Source organism: Stenotrophomonas sp. YJH_SMC_14-1, assembly GCF_059372275.1.
Window position 1 is genome coordinate 419,717 of sequence record NZ_JCAFVK010000003.1, and the last position, 26,165, is coordinate 445,881.

At 67.6% G+C, this 26,165-nt stretch carries 25 protein-coding genes; 8 read left to right on the top strand and 17 right to left on the bottom strand.

What is annotated here, in order from left to right:
- The 5 genes from AC5P9P_RS11300 to AC5P9P_RS11320 form a co-directional block, all read right to left on the bottom strand.
- Positions 1–1,344, bottom strand: coding sequence for a peptidylprolyl isomerase (locus AC5P9P_RS11300; RefSeq protein ID WP_033835926.1), 1,344 nt, complete (start codon positions 1,342–1,344; stop codon positions 1–3).
- Positions 1,341–3,842: an LPS-assembly protein LptD gene (gene lptD / locus AC5P9P_RS11305; RefSeq protein ID WP_111173513.1), complete on the bottom strand. Its 2,502-nt coding sequence runs from the start codon at positions 3,840–3,842 to the stop codon at positions 1,341–1,343. The genes AC5P9P_RS11300 and lptD overlap by 4 nt, the downstream gene beginning before the upstream one ends.
- A gap of 89 nt (positions 3,843–3,931) precedes the next feature.
- Positions 3,932–4,870, bottom strand: a complete 939-nt coding sequence (locus tag AC5P9P_RS11310) for a histone deacetylase family protein (protein ID WP_005412302.1) — start codon at positions 4,868–4,870, stop codon at positions 3,932–3,934.
- A 9-nt stretch (positions 4,871–4,879) separates the two neighbouring features.
- Positions 4,880–5,434 carry a cob(I)yrinic acid a,c-diamide adenosyltransferase gene (locus AC5P9P_RS11315; RefSeq protein ID WP_033834179.1) on the bottom strand — a complete coding sequence of 185 codons (555 nt, stop codon included), beginning with the start codon at positions 5,432–5,434 and terminating at the stop codon, positions 4,880–4,882.
- An 8-nt stretch (positions 5,435–5,442) separates the two neighbouring features.
- Entirely contained in the window at positions 5,443–6,027 is a 585-nt protein-coding gene (locus tag AC5P9P_RS11320; protein WP_111173511.1) for a hypothetical protein, read from the bottom strand.
- A 106-nt stretch (positions 6,028–6,133) separates the two neighbouring features.
- On the opposite strand from AC5P9P_RS11320, the gene ubiH reads away from it, so the two are divergent.
- The gene (ubiH, locus tag AC5P9P_RS11325) at positions 6,134–7,342 is read left to right on the top strand and encodes a 2-octaprenyl-6-methoxyphenyl hydroxylase (RefSeq protein ID WP_049402191.1); all 1,209 of its coding nucleotides are present in this window, start codon (positions 6,134–6,136) and stop codon (positions 7,340–7,342) included.
- Positions 7,339–8,520 carry a UbiH/UbiF family hydroxylase gene (locus AC5P9P_RS11330; RefSeq protein ID WP_049402192.1) on the top strand — a complete coding sequence of 394 codons (1,182 nt, stop codon included), beginning with the start codon at positions 7,339–7,341 and terminating at the stop codon, positions 8,518–8,520. Before ubiH ends, AC5P9P_RS11330 begins: the two co-directional genes overlap by 4 nt.
- A 309-nt stretch (positions 8,521–8,829) precedes the next feature.
- Here the strand turns inward: AC5P9P_RS11330 and AC5P9P_RS11335 are convergent, their stop codons facing one another.
- The 6 genes from AC5P9P_RS11335 to AC5P9P_RS11360 all read right to left on the bottom strand — a co-directional run bounded on the left by AC5P9P_RS11335 (position 8,830) and on the right by AC5P9P_RS11360 (position 14,205).
- Positions 8,830–9,225 (bottom strand): EF-hand domain-containing protein, encoded by a 396-nt coding sequence (locus tag AC5P9P_RS11335; RefSeq protein ID WP_005408148.1) that lies wholly within the window; start codon positions 9,223–9,225, stop codon positions 8,830–8,832.
- A 51-nt stretch (positions 9,226–9,276) separates the two neighbouring features.
- Complete coding sequence (gene rlmM / locus AC5P9P_RS11340; protein ID WP_033834177.1) at positions 9,277–10,344, bottom strand: 23S rRNA (cytidine(2498)-2'-O)-methyltransferase RlmM; 1,068 nt, start codon at positions 10,342–10,344, stop codon at positions 9,277–9,279.
- Entirely contained in the window at positions 10,328–10,888 is a 561-nt protein-coding gene (locus AC5P9P_RS11345) for a nucleoside deaminase (protein ID WP_033834176.1), read from the bottom strand. Before AC5P9P_RS11345 ends, rlmM begins: the two co-directional genes overlap by 17 nt.
- Positions 10,889–10,985: 97 nt before the next feature.
- Positions 10,986–11,708 carry a DUF6348 family protein gene (locus AC5P9P_RS11350; RefSeq protein ID WP_049402195.1) on the bottom strand — a complete coding sequence of 241 codons (723 nt, stop codon included), beginning with the start codon at positions 11,706–11,708 and terminating at the stop codon, positions 10,986–10,988.
- Positions 11,709–11,759: 51 nt separating this feature from the next.
- Complete coding sequence (locus AC5P9P_RS11355) at positions 11,760–12,413, bottom strand: membrane protein (protein ID WP_033834174.1); 654 nt, start codon at positions 12,411–12,413, stop codon at positions 11,760–11,762.
- Positions 12,414–12,456: 43 nt separating this feature from the next.
- Positions 12,457–14,205, bottom strand: coding sequence for a glutamine--tRNA ligase/YqeY domain fusion protein (locus AC5P9P_RS11360; RefSeq protein WP_049454333.1), 1,749 nt, complete (start codon positions 14,203–14,205; stop codon positions 12,457–12,459).
- Between the two features lie 259 nt (positions 14,206–14,464).
- Between AC5P9P_RS11360 and AC5P9P_RS11365 the strand changes: the two genes are divergently transcribed.
- From AC5P9P_RS11365 to AC5P9P_RS11375, 3 genes are all read left to right on the top strand, one after another.
- Positions 14,465–14,728 carry a putative signal transducing protein gene (locus AC5P9P_RS11365; RefSeq protein ID WP_005408153.1) on the top strand — a complete coding sequence of 88 codons (264 nt, stop codon included), beginning with the start codon at positions 14,465–14,467 and terminating at the stop codon, positions 14,726–14,728.
- Positions 14,729–14,758: 30 nt separating this feature from the next.
- A complete protein-coding gene (gene msrA, locus AC5P9P_RS11370; RefSeq protein ID WP_049402197.1) occupies positions 14,759–15,424 on the top strand; it encodes a peptide-methionine (S)-S-oxide reductase MsrA in 666 nt (221 codons plus the stop codon).
- A 291-nt stretch (positions 15,425–15,715) separates the two neighbouring features.
- Positions 15,716–16,093, top strand: coding sequence for a hypothetical protein (locus tag AC5P9P_RS11375; RefSeq protein ID WP_152904947.1), 378 nt, complete (start codon positions 15,716–15,718; stop codon positions 16,091–16,093).
- 36 nt (positions 16,094–16,129) lie between these two features.
- On the opposite strand, the gene AC5P9P_RS11380 is transcribed toward AC5P9P_RS11375, so the two are convergent.
- The 5 genes from AC5P9P_RS11380 to ahpC all read right to left on the bottom strand — a co-directional run bounded on the left by AC5P9P_RS11380 (position 16,130) and on the right by ahpC (position 21,092).
- Positions 16,130–17,086, bottom strand: a complete 957-nt coding sequence (locus tag AC5P9P_RS11380) for a transaldolase (RefSeq protein ID WP_049431743.1) — start codon at positions 17,084–17,086, stop codon at positions 16,130–16,132.
- A 50-nt stretch (positions 17,087–17,136) separates the two neighbouring features.
- Positions 17,137–17,541 carry a nucleoside diphosphate kinase regulator gene (rnk, locus tag AC5P9P_RS11385; RefSeq protein ID WP_005408156.1) on the bottom strand — a complete coding sequence of 135 codons (405 nt, stop codon included), beginning with the start codon at positions 17,539–17,541 and terminating at the stop codon, positions 17,137–17,139.
- A 123-nt stretch (positions 17,542–17,664) separates the two neighbouring features.
- A complete protein-coding gene (locus AC5P9P_RS11390) occupies positions 17,665–18,627 on the bottom strand; it encodes a LysR substrate-binding domain-containing protein (protein WP_111109069.1) in 963 nt (320 codons plus the stop codon).
- Between the two features lie 85 nt (positions 18,628–18,712).
- Positions 18,713–20,305 (bottom strand): alkyl hydroperoxide reductase subunit F, encoded by a 1,593-nt coding sequence (ahpF, locus tag AC5P9P_RS11395; protein WP_005408158.1) that lies wholly within the window; start codon positions 20,303–20,305, stop codon positions 18,713–18,715.
- A 223-nt stretch (positions 20,306–20,528) separates the two neighbouring features.
- Positions 20,529–21,092, bottom strand: a complete 564-nt coding sequence (gene ahpC / locus AC5P9P_RS11400; RefSeq protein WP_005408159.1) for an alkyl hydroperoxide reductase subunit C — start codon at positions 21,090–21,092, stop codon at positions 20,529–20,531.
- A 354-nt stretch (positions 21,093–21,446) separates the two neighbouring features.
- Here ahpC and prmC point away from each other — a divergent pair, with 354 nt between their 5' ends.
- Entirely contained in the window at positions 21,447–22,304 is an 858-nt protein-coding gene (prmC, locus tag AC5P9P_RS11405) for a peptide chain release factor N(5)-glutamine methyltransferase (protein ID WP_033834170.1), read from the top strand.
- A gap of 48 nt (positions 22,305–22,352) precedes the next feature.
- On the top strand, positions 22,353–23,294 hold the full coding sequence (pip, locus tag AC5P9P_RS11410; protein WP_014646006.1) for a prolyl aminopeptidase: 942 nt from the start codon (positions 22,353–22,355) through the stop codon (positions 23,292–23,294).
- A 375-nt stretch (positions 23,295–23,669) separates the two neighbouring features.
- Here pip and AC5P9P_RS11415 read toward each other — a convergent pair whose 3' ends face one another.
- Positions 23,670–24,554 (bottom strand): LysR family transcriptional regulator, encoded by an 885-nt coding sequence (locus AC5P9P_RS11415; RefSeq protein ID WP_033834184.1) that lies wholly within the window; start codon positions 24,552–24,554, stop codon positions 23,670–23,672.
- Between the two features lie 105 nt (positions 24,555–24,659).
- On the opposite strand from AC5P9P_RS11415, the gene AC5P9P_RS11420 reads away from it, so the two are divergent.
- Complete coding sequence (locus tag AC5P9P_RS11420; RefSeq protein WP_111188658.1) at positions 24,660–26,078, top strand: MFS transporter; 1,419 nt, start codon at positions 24,660–24,662, stop codon at positions 26,076–26,078.
- The last annotated feature ends 87 nt before the right edge of the window (positions 26,079–26,165 follow it).

Sequence of the window (26,165 nt, forward strand, 5' to 3'; positions counted from 1 at the left end):
TCAGGACTGCGGCGGCGTGGCGGTGTTTTCCGCGCGGTCGCCACTGCGGAAGCTGACGTAGGCTTCGCCGCGCAGTTCCTGCAGGAAGCGGTTGTACTCGTCTTCCAGCTTGCGGCGGCCAATGGTCTCGCGGACCTGGGCACGCTGGTTGTCGTTGGTCACGTCGGTCTGGCGAGTGGCCACGCGCTGCAGGATGTGCCAACCGGCATCGGTGCGGAACGGCTGGCTGACGCCGCCGTCCTGGATGGCGGCCACCTGCTGGCCAAAGGCCGGACCGAACGCATCGGCCGGGAACCAGCCCAGATCGCCGCCCTGACCCTTGCTGTTGTTGTCCTCGGAGGACTCCTTGGCCACGGTCTCGAAGTCCGCGCCACCGGCAATGCGGGCACGCAGGGTATCGATCTTGGCTTTGGCGGCCGCGTCGGTCTGATGATCGTCCACGCGCACCAGGATGTGGCGACCGTGGTACTCGGTGACGGTGCTGGCGCCAGCGGTGGCGCTGGCATCGCGCACTTCCACCAGCTTCAACAGCTGGAAGCCGCTGGGGCCACGGATCGGGCCGACTACTTCGCCGGGCTTCATCTTTTCCATCATCTGCGCGAAGGCCTGCGGGATTTCATCCAGGCTGCGCCAGCCCAGGTCGCCGCCTTCCAGCGCATTGGGGCTGTCGGAATAGCGCACGGCCGCCGCGTTGAAGTCCAGCTCGCCCTTGTCCAGCAGGGCCTTGACGCCATCGGCCTTCTTCTGGCCGGTGGCGATCTGGTCGGCGTTGGCGCCGTCCGGCAACGCGACCAGGATGTGCGCCAGGTGGTACTGGTTGCCTACCGTGGCCTGCTGCTTCAGCGCGGCATCGACTTCACCCTCGCTGACGCTGATGCGGCTCTGCGCGAAGCTCTGGCGCAGGCGCTGCACGGTGATCTCATCACGCACCGATGCGCGGAAATCGTTGAAATCGATGCCGTCGTGGGCCAGGCGCTGGCGCAGGGTGTCCAGGTTCGAACCGTTCTGCTGGGCGATGGAGTTCATCGCCTGGTTCAGCTCCTGGTCGCTGACACGGATGCCGCTGCCCTGGGCGCGGGCCACCTGCAGCTTGACCAGCACCAGGCGCTCGAGCACCTGGCGGCTGAGCACGTCTTCCGGCGGCAGCTGGTTTTCCCGCCCGGCGTACTGCGCCTTGATGTTGGCGATCGCACGCTGGAGCTCGCTCTGCAGGATCACGTCCTCATCGACGACGGCGGCAATGCGGTCGAGCGGCTGCGCCTCCTGGGCAAGCACCTGCAGGGGGGCGGACACGCTGGACACCGCCAGCAGCGAGGCGAGTAGAACGGGGAAGCGCTTGGTCATGGGATCAGATTCGGATCGTAGTCATCGCGGGTCGCCCCGGTGTTGCTGGGCGGCACGAGATAGAGGTCGTCGCGGTTGTAGCCGAGGATAGCACGGCGCAGAGTGCGGTCCGTGTCCTGGCCGATGGAGCTCAGGCCCTTCAGGACGAACTCCACCTGGATGGAGTTGTTCATCTCGCCTTCGCGATTGCGGACATAGCGGCGGCCGACCACACGCACGGCCAGGCAGCAGCTGTCCCACTGGACACCGCCGATGATTTCCAGCGGCTCCTTGTCCTGCAGCGAGTAGTAATAGCGGCCGACCAGGCTCCAACGCGCATTCAGCGGGTACAGGAACGACAGGTCGGCCTGCTCCAGCAGGGTGCGGTCATGCTTGTTGGCACCGGGCATAGCACCGGCATTGATGCGGTAGCGGTAGCTCAGGTTGACCACGCCGTCGTTGGGCATCAGGTAGCGGGCACGGACGCTGGCCAGATCCTCGCGCTTGTACTTCGGGTCCCACTGGTAGGTGGCGCCCAGGGTCCAGCGGTCGTTGATCATGTAGTTGCCGTCGGCGATCCAGGCCGACTTGCCCTTTTCCACCGGGGCGCCGCCGGGGGTGGTGGTCACCCGCGACTCATCGAAGTACTGGATCTGGCCGATCGAGGCCGAGAAACGTTCCTTGCCGGTGGTCTGGTCGATGAACCGGGTGCTCACCGCCAGGGTCAGCTGGTTGGCGTCGTTCTGGCGGTCGGCGCCGGTGTAGCGCGAGTCGCGGAACAGCTGGCCCCAGCTGAAGGTGAAGTCACGGGTGTCGAAGATCGGCAGCTCGTCCTGGTTGCGGTACGGCGTGCGCAGGTAGAACAGGCGCGGTTCCAGGGTCTGCAGGAAGGACTTGCCGCGGATGCTGGTTTCGCGATCGAAGAACAGGCCGGCGTCGATGCTGCCGATCGGCAGGCTGCGGCTGGGCGAGGTATTGCCGCGCAGCTGCTCGGGCGTGGCCGTGTTCGGGTCGATGCCCTGCGAACTCAGGATCTGGGCCTGGATGCCTCTCACACCATCCACCAGGCCACGGTCCAGCTGATAGGCGGTGTAACGGTAGGCCAGGGTCGGGGTCACATACCAGGCCGCGCCGCTGATCGGGAATGACACATACGGCTTCACGTCCAATCGCGAACCGCCGCTGACACCGACGCCGTCGGTCCACTGCACTCCGTTGCGGGTGTACTGCAGATCCTTACCGGTGCCGACGGCGTTCTTGAAGTTGATGTCGTCGTGGGTGAAGCGCACCGCTTCGGCGTAGATGCCGGTTTCCAGCCAGGGCCGGACCGGCTTGTCCCAGTTGAAGTACAGGCGCGGTTGGCGGTTGTAGGGCAGGGCGCGCTCGTCGAGGGTGTAGTCGGTCAGCTGCCAGCGGTCGGCCATGATGCCGGCCGTCCAGTTCTTGCCGGTGCCGTACAGGCCCACCGTGCTCTGCAGGTTGGAGGCGGTCACCCCCACCAGGCGGTTGGCGAAATCCTCGACATAGCGCTCGTCGCTGACCCAGGCCAGATTGGCACGCGCGTGCCAGTTACTGTCCAGGTTGTGGTAGCCGGAGAACATCACCCGGCCGCGGTCACGGTCGCGCAGGCGGTCGTTGGGCATGAACGAGGTCAACACCTCGCCGCGGCCGCCGTTGTAGAGGTAGCGGAACTCGTTGTCGAGCAGCAGGCCGCGCCGGCTCATGTAGCGCGGGGTCAGCGTGTCGTCGTAGTTCGGCGCCAGGTTGAAGTAGATCGGCTGGGCGTAGTCGAAGCCGTTGCGCCCGGACATGCCCAGCTGCGGGAACAGCAGGCCGGTCTTGCGGCGGTCATCGATCGGGAACTTGAAGTACGGCGCCCACAGCACTGGCACCTTGCCGATGCGCAGCACGGCGTTGCGCGCGGTGCCGAAGCCCTCGTCGTTGTCCACTTCGATCTGCGGCGCAGACAGCTTCCACACCGGCTGCGAGGGGTCGCAGGTGGTGTAGGTGGAGCGGTGCATCTGGCCGACCGCACCCTGCAGGTCGACCGACTCGGCATCGCCGTTGCCCCGGCGCGACACCAGCTGGTACTTGATGTCGGAGATCTTGTGGGTATCGCTTTCCTGGTTGCCTTCGGCACGCTTGGCGACCATCCGGATCGACCCGTCCTGGTAGCGGACATTGCCGTCGGCGATGTAGTTGCCGGTCTCGGTGTCGAAGCTGAGCTTGTCGGTACCGACGAACTGGTCACCCCGGCGCAGCGCCACGTTGCCCTCGTACTGCGGCACGGTGGTGGTGCCCAGCAGCTGGTCACCCTCGATGTCGGTCGGCTGCTGCTCGCGGGCGGCCGCGGCGGCAGCCTTGTCCTGGGCCGGGACCGGGGTGGGGGCGTCAGTGAACGCGGGAATGACGTCGGTGGCCGGGCACAGGCCCCAGTTGAGCGGCTTTTCATCGGCCATCGCCGGCAGGCTGATGGCGATGCTCAGAGGCAGGGGAAGCAGGCGGAGGGCTCGGCGCACGCGGTTCGGATTCGGGCGAAAACGGACGGTAGCTTGCCCCATCCCTTGCATAGGGGCAATGAAGGACGCCGGAGCCTGCCGGTTCGGGTTCATCCGGCGGAGGTGCCCACGGACGGCGTGAGCAGGGCCTGGACATGGGCCACGCTGCACTCGGCCAGGGCCTGCAGGTCGTAGCCACCCTCCAGCATCGAGACCACCCGGCCGGCCGCGTGACGGCGTGCCAGCGCGTGCAGTTCACCGGTGATCCAGGCGAAATCGTCGGTCTCCAGCATCAGGTCCGCCTGCGGATCACGCAGGTGGGCGTCGAAGCCGGCCGAGATCAGCAGCAGCTGCGGGCGGAAGTCGTCGATGGCCGGCAGCATCTCGTCGGCCCAGACGTTGCGGAAGCGGAAGCCACCGCTGCCCGGCGGCAGCAGGATGTTCATCAGGTTGCCGGCACCGCGGTCACGGCGCAGGCCGGAATTGGGGAACAGCCCGGCCTGGTGGGTGCTGTAGTACGAGACCCGGGCGTCGTGCTGGAAGATGTCCTGGGTGCCGTTGCCGTGGTGGACGTCAAAGTCGACCACCGCGATCCGTTCCAGGCCGTGGCGGTCGCGGGCATAGGCGGCGGCGATGGCGATGTTGTTGAGCAGGCAGAAGCCCATCGCCGTGCTGCTGGTGGCGTGGTGTCCCGGCGGGCGTACCGCGCAGAAGGCCAGCGGGTCGTCGCCCAGCATCACCGCATCGACCGCGGCCACGCCGGCACCGGCGGCGTGCACGGCGGCGCTGGCCGAACCGGGTGAGGTCCAGGTGTCCATGTCCAGCTGGCGCAATGGTGCGGTCTGCGGTTGCAGCACGAAGTCGAGCAGGGCGCTGTCGTGGACCCGGGTCAGTTCACCGAACTTGGCCGGTGGCGCTTCGCGCCACTCCAGCTGGCCGGGGAACGCGGTGTGCAGCGCGTCCAGCACATGCTGCAGGCGTTGCGGGCACTCCGGGTGGCCGGGGCCGGGGTCGTGCAGCAGGCAGGACGGATGGGTGTAGACCAGCATCGTGCAGGCTCAGCGCTGGCGCTGCTGTGGTTGCCACAGCGCTTCGCCCTGGCCGTCGGCACGGGCCAGCACCCGGGCCAGTACGAACAACAGGTCCGACAACCTGTTCAGGTACTGCAACGCCTCGCTGCGCACGGCCTCGTGGCGGGCCAGGGTGACCGTTTCGCGCTCGGCGCGGCGGACGATGGTGCGGGCCAGATGGCAGCGCGCGGCGGCTTCGCCGCCGGCCGGCAGGATGAATTCCTTCAGCATCGGCAGGCCGGCGTTGTAATGGTCCAGCTGCTGTTCCAGGGCGGAGACATCGGCGGCGTGGATCGCGGCGTGGCCGGGGATGCACAGTTCGGCGCCCAGGTCGAACAACTGGTGCTGCAGATGCACCACCAGCGCGCGCACATCCTCGGGCAGGGGCACGGCCAGCAGCAGGCCGAGCGCGGCATTGGCCTCGTCGACGGTGCCGTAGGACGCCACCCGGGCGTCATCCTTGGGCACGCGCTGGCCGTCACCGAGGCCGGTACTGCCGTCGTCGCCGGTGCGGGTGTAGATGCGCGAGAGGCGATGACCCATGTCGCGGCTCAGTGGCGGATGTCGCGGCGGGCCTGCTGGAGCTTCAACACCTGCTCCACGGCCAGCTGCAGGGCGGCGGCCAGCGCCACGTAGATCGCCGTGGTGCGCAGGTAGGGGCCGAACCACTGCGCGTAGTTCTGTGCCCAGCCGGCCAGGGTCGGCTCGGCCACGTTGCGGCTGGTCCAGTAGAAGCCGCCCTGCGCCAGCAGGTGGCAGACCGCCACCGAGGCGACCAGCAGCAGCGCGCCCTTGGCCAGTACCGGCCAGCGCGCGCTCTGGTAGTTGCGGCCCAGCAGCATGCCGCCGGCCCACAGCGAGAAATAGGCCGGCAGCAGTAGCCAGTAGCCCGGCGACACGCAGTAGTGCTGCCAGAAGTCCAGGCCGCTGCTGCGGATCACGATCCAGTCCACCAGCACCGCGAACACCATCAGCAGCGGGAACGCCCAGCGCGTCCAGCGGGCCAGGTAGAAGCCACCGATGAAGAACACCGCCCATGAGGCATCGGGGATCGCCGCGAAGTGATTGACACGGGTCGCTGCCAGCACCAGAACGAGCACGGACAGGACGAAGGCGCGGTTGGCAGTGTCGGACATGGTGGCGGGCCCGGAGCGGATTCAGGTTTCATTCTAGCCCGCCGCGCGGGTTGGCGCAGGACCGGCCGTTCGGCGTACAGACGGGACGAGCGCGTATCATGAACGCATGAGTGAACGACATGACGTGCTGATTGTCGGTGGTGGCCTGGTCGGCGCCAGCCTGGCCATTGCCCTGGACCGCCTCGGCCGCGACGTGGGCCTGCTCGAGGCCAGCCCGGCCGGCGAGCTGCCGGCGGTGTTCGACCAGCGCAATCTCAGTTTTGCCGCTGCCACCGTCAATGCGCTGACCGCGCTGGGGGTGATGCAGAAGCTGGCGATGGCACCGGGCCCGATCCGGCGCATCCACGTCAGCCGTGCCGGCGATTTCGGCCGTGTGCAGCTGGAAGCGGCCGATTACGACCGGCCTTGGTTCGGCCAGGTGGTGGTCGCCCGCGACTTCGGCCAGGCGCTGGAAGCGCGGCTTCAGGAGCTGCCGCGGCTGCGCCGTTACCGGCCGATGCGGTTCCTGGGCCTGGGTGAAGTGGTCGACGGCTACCGCCAGGTGCGGGTCGCCGATGAGGCCGGCGAGCGCGTATTGCTGGCACGGCTGGTGGTGGGTGCCGACGGTACGACCAGTGGCGTGCGTGGTGCACTGGGCATCGAGGTCGACCGCCATGATTTCCAGCAGACCCTGTTCGTGGCCCGTGTACGCAGCCAGCGCGTGCCGGATGGCACCGCATGGGAGCGTTTCACCGATACCGGTCCGACGGCCCTGCTGCCGCGCGGCGATCGTCACTTCGGCACCGTGCATGGTGTTGCGCGCGACCAGGCCGATGCGGTGATGGCGCTGGACGATGCCGCCTGGCTGCAACGCCTGCAGAACGCGATCGGCTGGCGTGCCGGCCGCCTGCTCGAGTCCGGCCCGCGCAGCGCCTACCCGCTCATCCAGGTGCTGGCGCGCGCCCTGGCCGGTGAGCGCACGGTGCTGCTGGGCAATGCCGCGCAGACCATTCATCCGCTGGGTGCACAGGGCTTCAACCTGGGCCTGCGCGATGCGCTGACCCTGGCCGAGCTGCTGGAGGATGCGCATGAAGATGCCGGCAGTGATGCACTGCTGCAGGCCTATGTCGCGCGCCGCGAGGAAGATCGCCGGCAGACGGTGGCGTTCTCCGGCGGCCTGGCGCGCCTGACCAGCAACCCGGCGCCGCTGATGCGGCCGCTGCGCAGCCTCGGCCTGGTGGCCGCGCAACGCGCATCGGTGCAGTCGATGCTGGTCGGTGGCGCGATGGGCTTCCGCGGCGAAGTGCCGCGCCTGTGCCGCGGAGAAGCCGCATGAGCCGGCGCATGCGCCTTGATGTGGCCATCGTCGGTGGTGGCGTGGTCGGTGCCGCGTGCGCGCTGGCGCTGGCCGATGCCGGCCTGTCGGTTGCGCTGGTGGAAGGTCGTGAGCCCGCGCCGTGGCAGGCCGCACAGCCTGACCTCCGCGTGTTCGCCTTCGCTGCTGACAACGTACAACTGTTGAGCCGCCTGGGCGTGTGGCCGGCGATCGTGCAGGCCCGCGCCTGGCCCTACCGGCGCATGCAGGTGTGGGATGCGGCCGGCGGCGAAGATCTGCTGTTCGATGCCGATCGCTTCGGCCGTCGTGAACTGGGCTACATCGTCGAGAACGGCCTGCTGCAGGATCGCCTGTGGGCGGCGTTGCCGGCGGCGGGCGTGCAGCTGCACTGCCCGGCGCGGGTGGAAGCGCTGGAGCAGGACGACGACGGCGTGCGCCTGCGCCTGGATGACGGTCGTCGCCTGGAAGCGGCGTTGGCGGTAGCCGCCGACGGCGCCGAATCGACCCTGCGCCAACTGGCCGGGATCGAGGTTGAAAAGCATGACTACCACCAGCGTGGCGTGGTGGCCTACGTGGACAGCGATCTTCCCAACCAGGCCACCGCCTGGCAGCGTTTCCTGCCGAGCGGGCCGCTGGCGCTGCTGCCGGTGGCCGAGCGCCGCAGCTCGATCGTCTGGACCCTGCCCGAGGACGAGGCGGCGCGCGTGCTGGCGCTGGACGAAGACAGCTTCAACCGCGAACTGACCCGCGCCTTCGCGGCGCGGCTGGGTGAGCTGCGGCTGGCATCACCGCGCGCAGCCTTCCCGCTGCGCCGCCAGCTGGCACGTCACTACGTGGCCGGCCGTGTGCTGGCATTGGGTGATGCCGCGCACGTGGTGCATCCGCTGGCCGGGCAGGGCGTGAACCTGGGCCTGCGCGATGTGGCCGCCCTGCACCAGTGGCTGGCGCCGTCGGCCGAGCGCCGTGGCCAGCCGCGGCTGTCGCCGCAGCGCCTGCAGCGCTGGGCACGCGAACGGCGCAGCGACAACCACATCGCCGCCTACAGCTTCGATGCGATCAACCGCCTGTTCTCCAACGACGAAATGCACCTGACCCTGGCCCGCGGACGCGCGCTGGGCTGCGTCGGCAAATGGCCGCCGATGGTGCAGGCATTCTGGAAGCGCGCCGCCGGGGTGTAGCCGGAGAGCGAACCGCACGTTGCTGGGGGCACCGCTGGCGCGTTAGCAACCACGGGATCCCGCTCTGGTAGGTGCCAACCTTGGTTGGCACGTCTGCCAGGTCACGTCGGCCCAGATGGGGCGACGGCGTTTCCGATGCTGTGCCAACCAAGGTTGGCACCTACCGGAAGCGGACTCCGCTACCGCTACCGCCGTTGCTCCAGTAGATCCACGCCATGCGTGGATGAAGATCGCGCTGGATCAAAAAAGGGGACGGAGGGGATTAAGTCGTTTGTGCCACAAACGACTTAATCCCCTCCGTCCCCTTTTTCAGTCGACCAGCCAGCCGGCCAGGTCGGCACGATCCAGCTTGCCGCGACGCTTCACGTCCAACGCATTGAACTCATCGGCCAGCGCCGGATTCGCCTGCGCTTCCTCGCGGCTGATGAAACCATCGCCGTTCACATCCAGCGCAGCGAAGTGGATGCGGTACTGGCCAACCACGCTGCTCGGTTCCAGCGAACGCACGGTCACCTGCGCCTCGCCGGCCGGCTGCGGAATCTCGACGCTGCCGCTGACCCGGCCCGCATCCAGCGGTTGCTGGCGGATCGCGCCGCCGGTGGGGCCCAGCGGCTGGCTTTGTGCCGGGGTGTGCGGCAATTGCTGGGCCACCGCTGGTGCGGCGGCCAGCAGGGTGATCAGCAGCGGAATCGTTCGATGTCGCATGGATGCTCCTCCCTCTGCAGCGCCGGGGTATGCCCGGCGGACGTGATGGCCTCAGCGCAACGGCGAGGCCAGTACGGTGATCTCCTCACGGTCGTGATAGAGCTGCTTGGCACGCACCACCAGCGGTTTGCCGGCCTGGTCCTGGAACAGGTCCAGGCACAGGCGGGTTTCGTCCCAGCGCTTCTTCATCGGCAGCTTCAGGTTGAAGATCGCGTGCCGGCACCAGCCTTCGCGGAACCAGGTGGCCATGCGTTCGGCCACGCGGCGCGGCTGCTCGACCATGTCGCAGACCATCCAGTCCAGCGGCTGTTCCGGGTGCCAGTGGAAGCCATCGGCGCGCAGGTGCTCGACCAGGCCGGTGTCCAGCACGTGCTGGCGCAGTGGGCCGTTGTCGATGCTCAACACGTGCATGTGCTGGCGGGTTAGCACCCAGGTCCAGCCGCCGGGGGCGGCGCCCAGGTCGGCTGCACGCATGCCGGGCTTGGCCAGTGCTTCGCGTTCTTCCGGCGTCAGCAGGGTCAGCAGCGCTTCGTCCAGCTTCAGCGCCGAACGCGAGGGTGCTTCGGGCAGCAGCTTCAGGCGCGGGATGCCCAGTGCCCACGGCGCGCTGTCGGTCGGGTCGGCCACGCAGACGAAGGCGTGGGTGCCGTCGACGAACACCACATGCAGGCGCGGCAGGCGGTTGTTCGGCTTGTCAGTCAGCTTGCCGGCCTTGCGCAGCGCCGGGCGCAGTGCGTTGCCGAAGGCGCGGGCCAACCCGGACAGCGGCTTGCCGGCGTCCGAGTCCGGGTGTTCCACCCACAGGTCGCCGAAGCGCGGCGCATCGGCCAGCACGTCGAGCATCGGGGTAATACGGTCGGCCGGGTCCAGCTGCGGCAGCTCGGCCAGCACCACCAGCTTCTGCCGCGCGAAAATCAGCTCGCGCCAGCGCAGGCGCGGCGCCAGCGCGGCGGCTTCGTCGCACATGAAAAGCACGTAGCCATCATTGCGCTGGGTGCGCGCGTAGCCGGCGAAACCGGCTTCACCGGCGCGGAACTGCAGCTCGCCGGCCAGCTCGGGCTCGAAGCCCTGCCGGCACAGGCACAGCAGGCCGATGCCGGTCTCAGTAACGGGCGCCATCGCTTTCCCCGTAGGTGCGCAGCACGCTGCGCGCGGCGTCGCGGTTCAGGCCCTGCACCACTTCGATGCCACGCTTGTTGAGCTCGCCGACCCAGTCGGCCGGCAGCGGGCCTTCATCGAACGGGGTCAGTTCCTCGACGTCGGCCGAGTTGGCACCGATCAGCAGGCGGTCGATGCCGGCCCACACGGTAGCGCCATAGCACTGGCAGCACGGCTGCGAACTGGTGGCCAGGGTGACCGGCGACAGCACCGCGTTCAGGCGCGGGGTCTGCAGGCGCTGCTGGGCCAGCATGTAGGCCATGTTCTCGGCGTGCGCCAGCGAGGTCGCGTGCGGCATCACCCGGTTCACGCCCGCGGCGATGACCTTGTCGTCCGGTCCGAACACCACGGCACCGAACGGACCGCCACTGGCGTGCTCGACGTTCAGCCGCGACAGCTCGATCGCCAGCGCGACCTTGGCCTCATCGCTCGGATATCGACGATCCAGGTCGATCTGGTCGTGGATCCAGGCGGGAAGGGTCAGGTGGACTTGCGCGTACAGCATCGCGGGGGTGCCTCGTGTGGGATGGGAAAAAGTGCGGTTGCTTGGGGAACCGGCGCGCAGTGTAGCCGCACGGGCCTGTACCGGGTGTGGGCGTGGGTCAGCCCGGCGAGCCGGTGCGGATCACCACGTACTGCTTACGGAACTCCAGCCCGGCCTGCGGCCAGCTGGCCGCGTAGGCGCGCAGCAGGGGCAGGGCGGCGGCGAAGTCGTGGCCGTTGACCCGGCAATCGGCCTCGCACAGGCCGTCGGCATCGCGCGAGGCGAACAGGCGGATGGCGAGGAATTGGCGGGCTTTCAGCAGCTCGTCGAAGGCCTCCATGCTGCGGGTGAACAGGCAGCAGGGGCAGGAGCCATGATCGTCTTCGCTGCAGGTGGAGGCATCCACTTCCTGTGCACGGTAGTGCGCCAACGGCCCCAGCACTACAGTGCGCTCGTGTTCCTCGCCATTGTCACCGGCCGGATAGGTCAGGCCCATCATCGGCAGGCCCGGTGCGTCCTGGGCGCCGATCGCGGTCTGCAGGGTCACCAGGTCCACCCGGGCCCAGGCCTGGAAGCCGGACAACAGCGATGCCTGCTCATCGGCACCATTTGCGTGCTGGTACTCGAACAGACCATCGGCGAACAACTGCGGATGCTGGCTTTCAATGACGGTGGAGGTCTGCCAACCACCGTTGTCGCGCGCGTGTGCGGCCATTGCATGCGGGGTCAGGCGCAGGCCGCTGTCCAGCAGCAGCGCGTTGCCGTCGACGTGGCTGGCGACGCCCGCGTCCTGAAGGACCTGCTGCAGCAGCGGGAGGAGAGCGGCGGAGGTCGTGGTCATGTCAGGCCTGTGGGGTGGATGGGGTGGAACATCCAGGCAGGGCCTGGGCATCTAGCGGTCGAGCGCGTCGAGTTCGGCGCGATATCGCTGCGCGTCGGATTGCTGCTGCGGATCGTTGCCGTGGTCGCGCAGCCAGCTTTCCAGCTCGCGGCGATAGTCCGCGCGGAACTCGGCATTGCCCGGGCTGAAATGCAGCTTGCGTGCCGCCACCTCCACCCGCTCGCGCGCGCTGGCCCGGGCCTGGGCGACGCCGTGCGGGGATTCATTGGTGAGGATGACGAAGTTGCGTGGGAAGCCCGGCGTGTACTTGACCACGAACGGCTGGTCGCGCGCCGGGATACGGATGGCGTTTTCCAGCGGCCACAGCGAAGCGGTGTTGGTGTGGAACACCACGTCCACGTCGCGGCCCTCGGCGGTACGCAGCACCCCTTCGTAGCGCCAGATGTACTGCTCGTTGAGCGTGGAGCTGGTTCGCTCGGCCTTGACGATCACCGCTTCACCACGCTCGCCCACCACGTTGAGGAAGGTGGCGTTGAGGAAGTGGCCGAAGAACATGTTGAGCATCGCCAGCGGGAACACCACGATGGCGTAGCCCGGAAAGCGCCGCCACCACGAGACCAGCCCGGCCAGCACCATCGCTGCAAAGAACGTCAGCAGCGGATGCTGCGAGATGAACCAGAACAGGACGGAGAGGGCGGTGATCATTGTCGATGGCGTGCGGGCACCGTGCTGGCGCCCGCGCAGGTCCTCAGGCCGACCAGGTATCGCGCAGGGTCACGCTGCGGTTGAACACCGGCGTGGCTTCGGTGTGGTCGCGGCGGTCGGCGACGAAGTAGCCGGTACGTTCGAACTGGAACGACTGCTCCGGCGCGGCGCTGGCCGCGGCCGGCTCGACATAGCCGGTGACGGTGCGGCGCGATTCCGGATTGAGGTAATCGCGGTAGGTCTTGCCTTCCGATTCATCATCCGGGTTCGGCACCGAGAACAGGCGGTCGTACAGGCGGATCTCGGCCGGCACACCATGCACGGCGCTGACCCAGTGGATGGTGCCCTTGACCTTGCGGTTGGCGCCTTCCATGCCCGGACGCGATTCCGGATCCAGCCAGCCGCGCAGCTCGGTGATGGTGCCGTCGGCATCCTTGATCACTTCGTCGCAGCGGATGATGCCGGCGCCGCGCAGGCGCACTTCGCCACCCGGCACCAGGCGCTTCCAGCCCTTCGGCGGCACTTCGGCGAAGTCCTCGCGGTCGATCCACACTTCGCGTGCGAACGGCACGTCGCGGCTGCCGAAGCTCTCGTCCTTCGGGTGGTTGCTGAAGGTCAGCTGTTCTTCATGGCCCTCAGGCAGGTTGGTCAGCACCAGCTTGACCGGATCGATCACTGCCATGCGGCGCGGCGCGGCACTGTCCAGGTCTTCGCGCAACGCGCCTTCCAGCACGCTGAAGTCGATCAGCGAGTTCTGCTTGCTGATGCCCACGCGCTCGGCGAACAGGCGCATCGCGGCCGGGGTGTAGCCACGGCGACGCAGGCCCTGCAGGGTCGGCATGCGCGGGTCTTCCCAGCCGTCCACCAGCTGCTCGGTGACCAGCGCCATCAGCTTGCGCTTGCTCATCACCGTGTAGTTGATGTTCAGACGCGAGAACTCGATCTGGCGCGGCTTGGCGGCTTCGCGCGGCATGCCGGCATCGACCAGCGGCTGGGTCAGCGCGTCGTCATGGGCGAAATCGACGTTGTCCACGCACCAGTCGTACAGCGGGCGGTGGTCTTCGAACTCCAGCGTGCACAGCGAGTGGGTGATGCCCTCGATCGAATCACCCAGCGCGTGGGCGAAGTCGTACATCGGGTAGATCGGCCACGCGTTGCCGGTGTTCTGGTGCTCGACGTGCTTGATGCGGTACAGCGCCGGATCGCGCAGGTTGATGTTGCCGCTGGCCATGTCGATTTTCGCGCGCAGGGTGCGCGCGCCATCCGGGAACTCGCCTGCGCGCATGCGGCGGAACAGATCGAGGTTTTCCTCGACGCTGCGGTCGCGCCACGGCGACGGGCGGCCCGGTTCGGTGAGGGTGCCGCGGTAGGCGCGCACTTCCTCGGCCGACAGGTCGCAGACGTAGGCCTTGCCCTGCTCGATCAGCTTCTCCGCGGCCAGGTAATAGGCCTGGAAGTAGTCCGAAGCATGGCGCAGCTCGTTCCACTCGAAGCCCAGCCAGCGCACGTCGTCCTGGATCGCGGCCACGTATTCCGGGTCTTCCTTGGCCGGGTTGGTGTCGTCGAAGCGCAGGTTGCAGACGCCGCTGAATTCGCCGGCGATGCCGAAGTTCAGGCAGATCGACTTGGCGTGGCCAATGTGCAGGTAGCCGTTCGGCTCCGGCGGGAAGCGGGTCTTGATCGCCTGGTGCTTTCCGCTGGCCAGGTCCTCGCGCACGATCTGGCGGATGAAATCGCGCTTCTCGTGGCTGTCGGCGGGGGTCTCGGGGCTGGCGGGGGTGTGCTCGGACATGAGTCTGGGGCGAAAAAGGGCAGAAAGACCAACAGTCTAGCGCGTACGGGGCAGGGCTGCCCGGTGGGGTGTGGGGATGCCGGCCAGCGGCCGGCACTACCCAACTGCACGGCGATCCACATTCCGCAGGCCCGCTGCCGGCGCTACCGGAAGGTGGATGGGTAGTGCCGGCCGCTGGCCGGCAGAACGGTCATGCGCCGTCACCACCACCATTCAGCCCCCGGGCGTATGCTGGAACCCTGTCCCACGGAGCCGCCGCATGCACATCGTGTACAAGGCCGACAACCTGTTCGACGCCCACCTGGTCAAGCACGCGCTGGAAGATGCCGGCATCCCGGCCTTCGTGTTTGGCGAGCAGCTGCTGGGCGGCATGGGCGAGCTGCCGCTGTTCGGTGTGCTGCGGGTGGGAATCCCCGATGCGGCACGCCCGCAGGCCGAGGACATCGTGGCGGCGCTGGACTTGGGCCACGCGCCGGACGCCCCCATTTCAGATGCAGACGACATAGCCGGACTTCCGGCGTAGGAGCGCATCATGTTGGGAATTGGCCAGGGCATCCTCGGCATCGGCGCCTTCAAGCAGCGCCTGCCGCGCCCGGAAGAGGCATTGCCGGGGCGCGAGCAGCCATTGCCGCTGCACAGCAACCAGCACTTCGTGAACAGCCATCCGCTGAAGGACCGCTTCGCCGGCCTGCAGCAGATCCGCTTCGCGCTGGGCTGTTTCTGGGGCGCCGAGCGCAAGTTCTGGACCGAGCCGGGCGTGTACAGCACCTCGGTCGGCTACGCCGGCGGCATCACCCCGAACCCGACCTATGAAGAAGTGTGCTCGGGCCTGACCGGGCACACCGAAGTGGTGCAGGTGGTGTTCGACCCGGCGGTGGTGAGCCTGGAGCGCCTGCTGCAGCTGTTCTGGGAGAGCCACGACCCGACCCAGGGCATGCGCCAGGGCAATGACACCGGCACCCAGTACCGCTCGGCGATCCACGCTACCGACGAGGCGCAGTACAAGGCCGCGCTGGCCAGCCGCGAGGCCTACCAGGCGCAGCTGGATGCGGCCGGCTACGGCCCGATTACCACTGAGATCATGTACCCGGCACCGGCGTACTACTACGCCGAGGATTACCACCAGCAGTACCTGGCGAAGAACCCGAACGGCTACTGCGGCATCGGCGGCACCGGCGTGAGCTGCCCGATCGGGTTGGATGTGGAGGCGCCGCGCTGACGCGCGGTGGTCCGCCTGCGGCGGGCAACGTCAACGGCTGAAAGCCAAAGCGGCTCTGGGTTTCTGCGGGTTGGGTGGGGCGGTGTGGGTTGGCAGGACACGCCGTGAACCCCGCTCCGCGGTCCGGCCCAGCCGCTGGCGGCTGGGCGTTCGGGCGCTTGCGAAGCAGTGCTTCGCAAGCAAAGCGCCCTCACCCCTGGGGGCTCGATGGCGCCATCCATGGCGCCAACGGTCCTGCCAACCCACACCGCCCCACCTCCGAGAGTTTCCCGGTGACGGTGGGCGAGAGCATTGGTTACTGACGAACTGAAGAAAAACAAAAAGGACGCGGCGTTCGCCGTGTCCTTTTTGTTTGGTCCTGCAGTGCTTTCTGTAGAGCTGAAGGCAGCGGCAGGAGCCGCTGCCAACGTCGCTTGCGACGGCCCGGAGGGTGCCGGTCAGGACGACCGGCATAGCCATGCTCCGATCCAAGCAAGCGAAGCGCGCGACCCGCTTTTGCTCTTCTTTCTTTCTCCCGTGGCGGGCGGCCACAGGAAACTGTCAGAGGGCGGGCGGGTTGGGTTCGCGGGAGTGTCCGCCGCATGGATGCGGCGGCCAAGCCTCCAGGGATGGATTCACGGCGTCTCCCGCGAACCCAACCCGCCCGACCCAGCACGGCTTTTGCTCTGAGCCCCCCGCCACGAGGGGCTCAGCCGTTGGCCGGAATCACAGTGCCGCGCGGATCCGCTCGCGCAGTGCTTCCAGATCCTTGGCAAACGCCTCGATGCCGGTCGCCAGCTTCTCGGTGGCCATCGGATCGGCCGCCAGATCCGCCGCGAACTTGGCCGCATCGATCGGGGTCACCGCCGCGCCATCGGCGGCACCGGCCACCAGCTTGCGCGGCAGCTCGCCGTGGTCGGCGTCCAGCTTCTCCAGCAGGTCCGGCGAAATCGTCAGGCGGTCGCAGCCGGCCAGTGCTTCGATCTGCGCGGTCGAACGGAACGAGGCGCCCATCACCACCGTCGGCGAACCGCGACGCTTGAATTCGGCATACACGCCGCGCACGAACTTCACGCCCGGGTCTTCATCGATGGTGGCCGGGGCCTGTCCGTTGGCCACGTACCAGTCCAGGATGCGGCCGACGAACGGCGAGATCAGGAACGCCCCGGCTTCGCTGCAGGCCAGCGCCTGGGTCGGGTTGAAGATCAGGGTCAGGTTGCAGTCGATGCCCTCGGCCTGCAGGATGCGTGCGGCTTCCACGCCTTCCCAGGTCGCGGCGATCTTGATCAGGATCTTCTCGCGCGGCACGCCGGCATCGGCGTACATCTGGATGAACTGGCGGGCCTTGGCCACGGTGGCGGCGGTGTCGTGGGCCTGGTCGGCGTCCACTTCGGTGGACACGCGGCCCGGCACCAGCGTGCTCAGCAGCGCGCCGACGCCGATGGTCAGGCGGTCGGCCACGGCGTGCACCACGGCTTCGCGGTCGCCACTCTGCTGGCGGCCCCAGGCCAGTTCGCGTTCGATCAGCTCGGCGTAGACCGGCAGGTCCAGCGCCTTCTTCACCAGGGTCGGATTGGTGGTGCAGTCCACCGGCTGCAGGCGCTTGATCGCCTCGTAGTCACCGGTATCGGCAACGACCACGGACAGTTCGCGCAGCTGGGACAGTTTGGACGGGGTACTCATTACGGCTCCTGGTGCAGGGGGATCGAATCGCGCGCGGTGCGCAGCGGTAATCAGGGGCGGTCGTTGTGGACCGCGGTCACGCGCAGGCGCAGCTTGCGGCCGCCGGGCGCGTTCCAGTCGATGCTCTGGCCGATCGAAAGGCCGAGCAGGGCACTGCCGACCGGGGCCAGCACGGAAACCTTGCCTTCATCGACGTTGGCTTCGCGGGGGAAGACCAGGGTCAGGACGTGCTTCTCGCCCGACACTTCATCTTCGCACTCCACGCGCGAATGCATCATGACGATGCCTTCGGGAATCTGGTCCGGTGCCAGCACGGTGGCCCGGTTGAGTTCTTCAGCAAGCGCGAGCGCGGCAGGCGTCTGGCTCAGCGCAGGGGATTCGAGCATGGCGTCCAGGCGGTCCATGTCGAAGGTGGAAACGGTGATCGACGGCGGCAGGCCGCTGGCGGTACTCATGGTGAAGCTCCTTGGTTGAAAGCCATGCAAAAGGCGGCACCTGCTGGCGCCGCCTGTCTGTATTGTGGGGACAAATGCGGCCGGAATCGACTCCTGCCGATTCCAGGCCGGTGCTGCGGGGGTTCAGCCGTTCAGGGCGGGGCCGGGCAGAGCAGTCGCTTCGCCGGTGGCATTCACCGCATCAAGGGTGAACAGCGCCTGCGGCAGGCGCTTGAACTGGTCGGCCAGTTCCATCAGGAAGTCGTTCATGGCCGAGCTGCGGCGCCAGATCATGGCGATGCGACGGCTGGGACGGCCCTCGCCGGTGAAGTCGAGCAGGTGGATGTTGTTCGATCGCGGCACCGGCGGCTGCACCGACAGGCTGGGCAGCAGGGTGATGCCGACGTCGGCGGCAACCATCTGCCGCAGCGTCTCCAGGCTGGTGGCGCGGAACTCGGACTTCTCGTTGGCGCCGAACAGGCGGCACACTTCCAGCGCCTGGTCGCGCAGGCAGTGGCCATCTTCCAGCAGCAGCAGCTTCTGCGTGGCCAGTTCCTGCACATCCAGGTGTTCGCGGCGGGCCAGCGGGTGGCGCCCGGACACCGCCAGCAGGAACGGTTCCTCGAACAGGAACTCGGCATGCAGCTGGTCGTCGATTACCGGCAGGGCCAGCAGCGCGGCGTCCAGCTTGCCTTCGCGCAGGCGGTCCAGCAGCACATCGCTCTTTTCCTCGACCAGCAGCAGTTCCAGCTCCGGGAAGCGCTCGCGGATGCGTGGGATCACATGTGGCAGCAGGTACGGACCGAGGGTCGGGAAGATCCCCAGGCGCACCGTCCCGGCTTCCGGGTCGCGGCTGCGTCGCGCCGCTTCCTTCAGCTGCTCCACTTCGGACACGATCACCCGTGCCCGTGCCGCCGCTTCCTGGCCGGCCGGGGTCAGCATCACCTTGCGCGGTGCGCGTTCCACCAGCGGCAGGCCCAGTTCTTCTTCCAGCTTGCGGATCTGCGTGGACAGCGTGGGCTGGCTGACAAAGCAGGAGGCGGCAGCCCGGCCGAAATGCTTGTGGTCGGCCAGGGCTACCAGGTACTTCAGATCACGTAGGTTCATCCTTACACCCCTGGGGTAACGGACCGGCTGACGGCATGGTTACCCGACAGGCAGACAATGTTCCCGGTGATCTGGGAACGGTGGATCAGGCCGCTTCAGCAACGGCACCGCTGCTGTTGCTCACCGACGAGCGGATCAGGTGGTCGAACGCGCTCAGTGCGGCGGTCGAACCGGCGCCCATGGCAATGATGATCTGCTTGTAGGGTACCGTCGTGCAATCGCCAGCAGCGAACACACCCGGCAGGTTGGTCTGGCCGCGGTCGTCGATGACGACCTCGCCACGCGGCGACAGCGCCACCACATCCTTCAGCCACTCGGTGTTGGGCAGCAGGCCGATCTGCACGAAGATGCCTTCCAGCTCGACGCGGTGGGCGTCGCCGCCGACGCGGTCCTTGTAGACCAGTCCGGTGACACGGCTGCCGTCGCCCAGCACTTCGGTGGTCTGTGCGCTGGTCAGCACGGTGACATTGGCCAGGCTGCGCAGTTTCTTCTGCAGCACTTCATCGGCGCGCAGGCTGGAATCGAACTCCAGCAGGGTTACATGCGACACGATGCCGGCCAGATCGATGGCCGCTTCCACGCCGGAGTTGCCGCCGCCGATCACCGCCACGCGCTTGCCCTTGAACAGCGGGCCATCGCAGTGCGGGCAGTAGGCCACGCCCTTGTTGCGGTACTGGTCTTCGCCCGGCACGTTCATCTGCCGCCAGCGCGCGCCGGTGGACAGGATCACCGAACGCGACTTCAGCACCGCGCCGTTCTCCAGCTGCACCTGCACCAGGCCGTCTTCGCCGGCCGGCACCAGCGCGCTGGCGCGCTGCAGGTTCATGATGTCCACCTCGTACTCGCGCACGTGCTGTTCCAGTGCCGTGGCCAGCTTCGGGCCTTCGGTCTCCTTCACCGAAATGAAGTTCTCGATCGCCATGGTGTCCAGCACCTGGCCACCGAAACGCTCGGCGGCGATGCCGGTGCGGATGCCCTTGCGTGCGGCGTAGATCGCCGCTGCAGCACCGGCCGGGCCACCGCCCACCACCAGCACGTCGAAGGCGTCCTTGGCGGCGATCTTCTCGGCATCGCGCTTGCTGGCATTGGTGTCCAGCTTGGCCACGATCTGCTCGAGGGTCATGCGGCCCTGGTCGAACACTTCGCCGTTGAGGTACACGGTCGGCACCGACATGATCTCGCGCTTCTCGACTTCGTCCTGGAACAGGGCACCGTCGATGGCCACGTGCTGGATGCGCGGGTTGAGCACCGCCGCCAGGTTCAGCGCCTGCACCACGTCCGGGCAGTTCTGGCAGGACAGCGAGAAGTAGGTTTCGAACCTGTACTCGCCTTCCAGGTTCTGCACCTGCTCGATCAGCTCGGCGGTGGCCTTGGACGGATGACCGCCCACCTGCAGCAGCGCCAGCACCAGCGAGGTGAACTCATGGCCCATCGGCAGGCCGGCGAAGGTCAGGTGGATGTCCTGGCCCGGGGTGCCCAGGTCGAAGGACGGCACGCGGCCCTGGCCATCGCGCAGCACTTGCAGCGAGATCTTGTCCGACAGGCTTTCCAGGGTCTGCAGCAGTTCCAGCATCTCCTGCGACTTGGCGCCGTCGTCGGCGTGCGCGGTGATCTGGATCGGGCGGGTCACGCGCTCCAGATAGGTCTTCAGCTGCGACTGCAGGTTGGCGTCCAACATCGGTCTTCTCCTGGCTTCAGGCAAACAGGGGGCGTGGCACCGCTGTACAAGGTAGCGGACCAGCTGGGGGTAGGGGTGAACCCAAGACAGCGACCGTGGAAGGGGCTGGCTGGCCAAGGCGGGCGAGCGTTGGCTGTCTTGGGTTCACCCCCACGCCGGTAGGGCACCGGCATGGGCATGAAGGGCGCGCCGTGGCGTGGGGCCACGGCAGGCCGGTACTGCGTTAGATCTTGCCGACCAGGTCCAGCGACGGGGTCAGGGTCTTCTCGCCTTCCTTCCACTTGGCCGGGCAGACCTGGTTCGGGTTGGCGGCGGTGAACTGGGCAGCCTTCAGCTTGCGCAGGGTCTCGGAAACGTCACGGGCGATCTCGTTGGAGTGGATCTCCAGGGTCTTGATCACGCCTTCCGGGTTGATGATGAAGGTGCCGCGCAGGGCCAGGCCTTCTTCCGGAATGTGCACGCCGAAGGCGTTGGTCAGCTGGTGGGTCGGGTCGCCGACCAGCGGGAACTGGGCCTTGCCGACGGCCGGCGAGGTTTCGTGCCACACCTTGTGCGAGAAGTGGGTATCGGTGGTGACGATGTAGACCTCGGCGCCAGCCTTCTTGAACTCGGCGTAATGGTCAGCCGCGTCTTCGATCTCGGTCGGGCAGTTGAAGGTGAAGGCGGCCGGCATGAAGATCAGGACGGACCACTGGCCCTTCAGGCTGGCGTCGGAAACCTTGATGAACTCGCCATTGTGGTAAGCGTTGGCTTCGAACGGCTGGATCTGGGTGTTGATCAGGGACATCGTTTTTCCTCTGGTGAAGGGGAGTGGGTGAATCGACAGGAGCTAGGTTACCGACTCGCTGGCGATAAGAACAATCCATTGATTGCATCTATTTGATAGATGAAGTCTATCATTTGGCCATGAGCAGGCACTGAACCTTGCCGCTCCCATCCTGCAACTGGCTGTGTGACAAGGGAAATCTCCCGGAGGCGCGAAAAGGGGCCGATAGCCCCTCCTTATTCCCTCCGGCAGAACCTGAACGGATTGCAGCTTTTTGTAGTGTCGAGCCACGCTCGACCGCGGATCTCTGGAACCGAGCCCATGCTCCGCTGTTCCAGAAGCAGCCGAGCATGGGCACGGCTCTACAATTGCGGAATGTCTTTCCAAACCGAACCCACCCTGCGCCAGATCGTGGCCGAGGCCAGTGCCCGTCTCGGCGGCATCGAAGCCCGCCACGAGGCTGAACTGCTGCTGCTTCACGTACTGGACCGCCCGCGCAGCTGGCTGTTCGCCCACGCCACCGATCCGCTGGCCGCCAATGACCAGGCCGCCTTCGAGGCGTTGCTGGCCCGCCGCGTGGCCGGTGAGCCGGTGGCCTACCTGACCGGCCGTCGCGGATTCTGGACGCTGGACCTGGAGGTCGACCCGGCCACGCTGATCCCGCGTCCGGAAACCGAGCTGCTGGTCGAGCTGGCGCTGGAGCGCCTGCCGCCAGACCAGTCGCTGCAGCTGGCCGACCTGGGCACCGGCAGTGGTGCGATTGCACTGGCACTGGCCAGCGAACGGCCGCAGGCGCAGGTGCTGGCCACCGACGCCAGCCCGGGCGCGCTGGCCGTGGCCGCGCGCAATGCCGCCCGCCATGATCTGCGCAACGTCCGCTTCGCCGAAGGCGGGCACGACTGGTATGCGCCGCTGCAGGGTGCGCGTCTTGATCTGATTGCCAGCAACCCGCCGTACATCGCCAGCGACGATCCGCATCTGGAGCAGGGTGACCTGCGCTTCGAGCCGGCCACCGCACTGGCCTCGGGTCCGGATGGCCTGGATGACATCCGCCGCATCGTCGACGGTGGCCAGGCCCACCTGCTGCCCGGCGGCTGGCTGCTGATCGAGCACGGTTGGGACCAGGGCGAGGCGATCCGCGCGCTGTTCGACGCGGCGGGTTTTGCCGAGGTGCAGACCGTGCAGGATCTGGAGCAACGCGACCGCATCACCCTGGGCCGGCGTCCGGCCTAGAATGGAGGTTCTCCTGCCACGGCAGGGCATCACCCTGGAGCTGCAAGCATGCGTACGCTGTACCCCGCCATCACCCCCTATGACGTCGGCACCCTGAAGGTCGACGACCGCCACACGCTGTACTTCGAGCAGTGCGGCAACCCGGACGGCAAGCCGGTGGTGATGCTGCACGGTGGCCCGGGCGGTGGCTGCAGCGACAAGATGCGCCAGTTCCACGACCCGTCCAAGTACCGCATCATCCTGTTCGACCAGCGCGGTGCCGGCCGTTCCACCCCGCACGCCGACCTGGTGGACAACACCACCTGGGACCTTGTTGCCGATATCGAAAAACTGCGCGAGCACCTCAAGGTCGATCGCTGGCAGGTGTTCGGCGGCAGCTGGGGTTCGACCCTGGCGCTGGCCTATGCCGAAACCCATCCGCAGCGCGTGACCGAACTGGTCCTGCGCGGCATCTTCATGCTGCGCCGCTGGGAGCTGGAATGGTTCTACCAGGAAGGCGCCAACCGCCTGTTCCCGGATGCGTGGGAGCATTACCTGAAGCCGATCCCGTCGGTGGAGCGTCATGACCTGATCTCGGCCTTCCACCGCCGCTTGACCAGCGACGACGAAACCACCCGCCTGGAAGCGGCCAAGGCGTGGGCGGTGTGGGAAGGCGCGACCAGCTTCCTGCATGTCGATGACGACTTCATCAACAGCCACGAAGACCCGCACTTCGCCCTGGCCTTCGCCCGCATCGAGAACCACTACTTCGTCAACGGCGGCTTCTTCGAGGTGGAAGACCAGCTGCTGCGCGACGCGCACCGCATTGCCGATATTCCCGGCGTGATCGTGCACGGCCGCTACGACGTGGTCTGCCCGCTGGCCAACGCCTGGGACCTGACCAAGGTCTGGCCGAAGGCGAAGCTGGAAATCACCCCGGCCTCGGGCCATTCGGCGTTCGAGGCCGAGAACGTGGACGCGCTGGTACGCGCTACCGATAGCTTCGCCTGATCGGTAGTGCCGGCCGCTGGCCGGCAACGCCGCACCGGTAGCGCCGGGCCATGCGCGGCGCTACCCACCCTCGTCCACGCATGGCGTGGATCGACCACAGTCTGGTGGTGCCGGCCGCTGGCCGGCAACGCCGCACCGGTAACGCCGGGCCATGCGCGGCGCTATCAACCCTCGTCCACGCATGGCGTGGATCGACCACAGCCTGGTAGTGCCGGCCGCTGGCCGGCAACGCCGCACCGGTAGCGCCGGGTCATGCGCGGCGCTATCAACCCTCATCCACGCATGGCGTGGATCGACCACAGCCTGGTAGTGCCGGCCGCTGGCCGGCAAACCTGAAACGGGTGGATTCCTGCAGACGCCGGTCAGTGGCCGGCGTTACCAATCCCCGGCCAGCAACGCGTCGGCCAGCACCTGCAGCTTCGGCGAATGCTGGCGCGACGGCGGGTAGATCAGTGACAGCGCGCGGCTGCGGCCTTCGAAAGGCTGCAGCACGCGCTGCAGGCGGCCGTCGGCCAAGGCATCAGCCACCGCGAAATCCATCACCTGCACGATGCCGATGCCAGCGATGGCCGCTTCCACCAGCGGATCGCCGCTGTCGAACACCATCCGCGTCGGCGGCGTGAACTCGCGCAGTTGCCCGTCCTGCAGGAACTGCCAGTCCACCAGCCGGCCACTGCGCAGGTTGCGCACCGCCAGGCAAGCATGATCCTGCAGCGCGGCCACATCGTCCGGTGCGCCACAGCGGGCCAGATAAGCGGGGCTGGCCACCGTCACCCAGCGCAGCGGCCGCAATGGCCGCGCGACGATGCGCTGGTCGGCGATGACGCCGGTGCGCAGCGCGGCATCGAAGCCTTCCTCGACCAGATCGACCAGGCGGTCGCTGAGCACGGCTTCCACCTGCAGTTGCGGATGCTGTTCCAGCAATGGCGCCAGCATCGGCACCAGCACCTTGCGCCCGAACATCGACGGCGCACTGATCTTCAACGTACCCGAGGGCGTGCACGGGCGGTCGGCCAGTTGCCGCTCGGCATCGTCCAGGCCGGCCAGCAGCGGTGCCACCTGTTCCACGAACTGGCGGCCATCCGGGGTCAACGCCACGTTGCGGGTGTTCCGCTGCAGCAGCTTTACCCCCAGCGTGGCTTCCAGCCGCCCGATCGCGCGCGACAGGCCGGACTGGCTCAGGCCGAGTTGGCCGGCGGCCACGGTGAAACTGCGCGCTTCGGCCACCTGCACCAGCATGCGCACCGCATTGAGGTCCATCGAGGCTGCATTCATGCGGAAAATCATGACAGAAATGGTGGGCAGGGGGTTTATTGATTCGGTCGCATCAATGAGACTGCGCTCCCCCATCGATCCAGACCGCCGATGCCTCCCCTTAAATACCCGCGCTGGGCGTTGACCCTGCTGGCCACCGCGCAGCTGATCATCGCGCTGGACGCCACCATCATCTTCGTCGCCCTGCATGACATGGGCCGCGCGCTGCAGATCAACGCGCAGCAGCTGCAGTGGGTGGTCAGTGCCTACACCGTGGCGTTCGGTGGCAGCCTGCTGCTGGGCGGCCGCGCCGCCGACCTGATCGGCCGTCGCCGTTTCTACCGGCTGGGCATGCTGCTGTTCGCACTGGCGTCGCTGCTTGGCGCACTGGCGCCGAATGCGACCTGGCTGATCATCGCGCGCGCCGCGCAGGGCGTCGGTGCCGCGTTGCTGTTCCCCGCCACGCTGGCACTGATCAACACGCTGTACGCCGAAGGCCCGGTGCGCAACCGCGCGCTGGCGATCTGGAGCATGGCCAGCGCGGTCGGCCTGGCGCTGGGCACGCTGCTCGGTGGCGTGCTGACCCAGGCGTTCGGCTGGCCGGCGGTGCTGGCGGTGATCGTGCCGCTGGCCACGGCGTGCGCGGTCGCAGCCGGTGCGTGGTTGCCGTCCGATGGTCCACGGGTGCAGGGCCGTTCATTCGATCTGGCCGGTTGCCTCACTGTCACCGCCGGCGGCAGCCTGCTGGTCACCACCCTGGTGCAAGGACCGGAGTGGGGCTGGACGGCACCGGCCACGCTGATCTGCCTGCTGCTTTCAGCCGTGCTGTTGACGGTGTTCGTACAGATCGAAAAACGCAGCCGTGACCCGCTGATGCAGTTTTCGCTGTTGCGCCTGTCGGGCCTGCGCGCGGCACTCGGCCTGACCTTCGCCTTCATGAGCAGCTATGGCGTGCAGTACTACTTCCTGGCGCTCTACTTCCAGGATGGCTATGGCTGGAGCCCGCTGCAGGCCGGCATGGCCTTCCTGCTGCCGACGTTGGTGTGCACCTTCGGCATCCGTATTGCCGAACGCATGCTGCGGCGCCGTTCGCCACGGCAGGTACTGGCCTGGGGCTTCGCCGCCGGTGCCATCGGCATTGCCGCGGTGGCGCTGGCGATGCCGCACGGTGCCAGCTACTGGCCGCTGCTGCCGGGCATCGTGGTGCTCAGCATCGGCCAGGGCATGAGCTGGACAGCGATGTGGATCGTGGCCGGGCAGGGCGTGCCCGGTCCGCAGCAAGGCGTCGCGTCCGGCATGGCGGCCACCGCCCAGCAGATCGGCGGCGCGTTGGGACTGGCGGTGCTGGTGATGGTGGCCAACGCCGCGCGGGGCACGCAGGCCGCAACCAGTGCCGACGCCCTGCAGGGCACGGTCAATGCACAGTACGGCGCCGCGTTGTTCGCCGCGCTCGGCGTGGTGATCGCGCTGGGCCTGCGCCCGGCGCCGGTCGAATCGGCCGCCACCGTCTGCCCGGTCAGCGAGGCATGATTGAAGGCGCTGGCGTGGGTGGTGGATGTGCCACGCCTGCGGTAGTGCCGGCCGCTGGCCGACAATGCAATGATCCAACTACCCTGA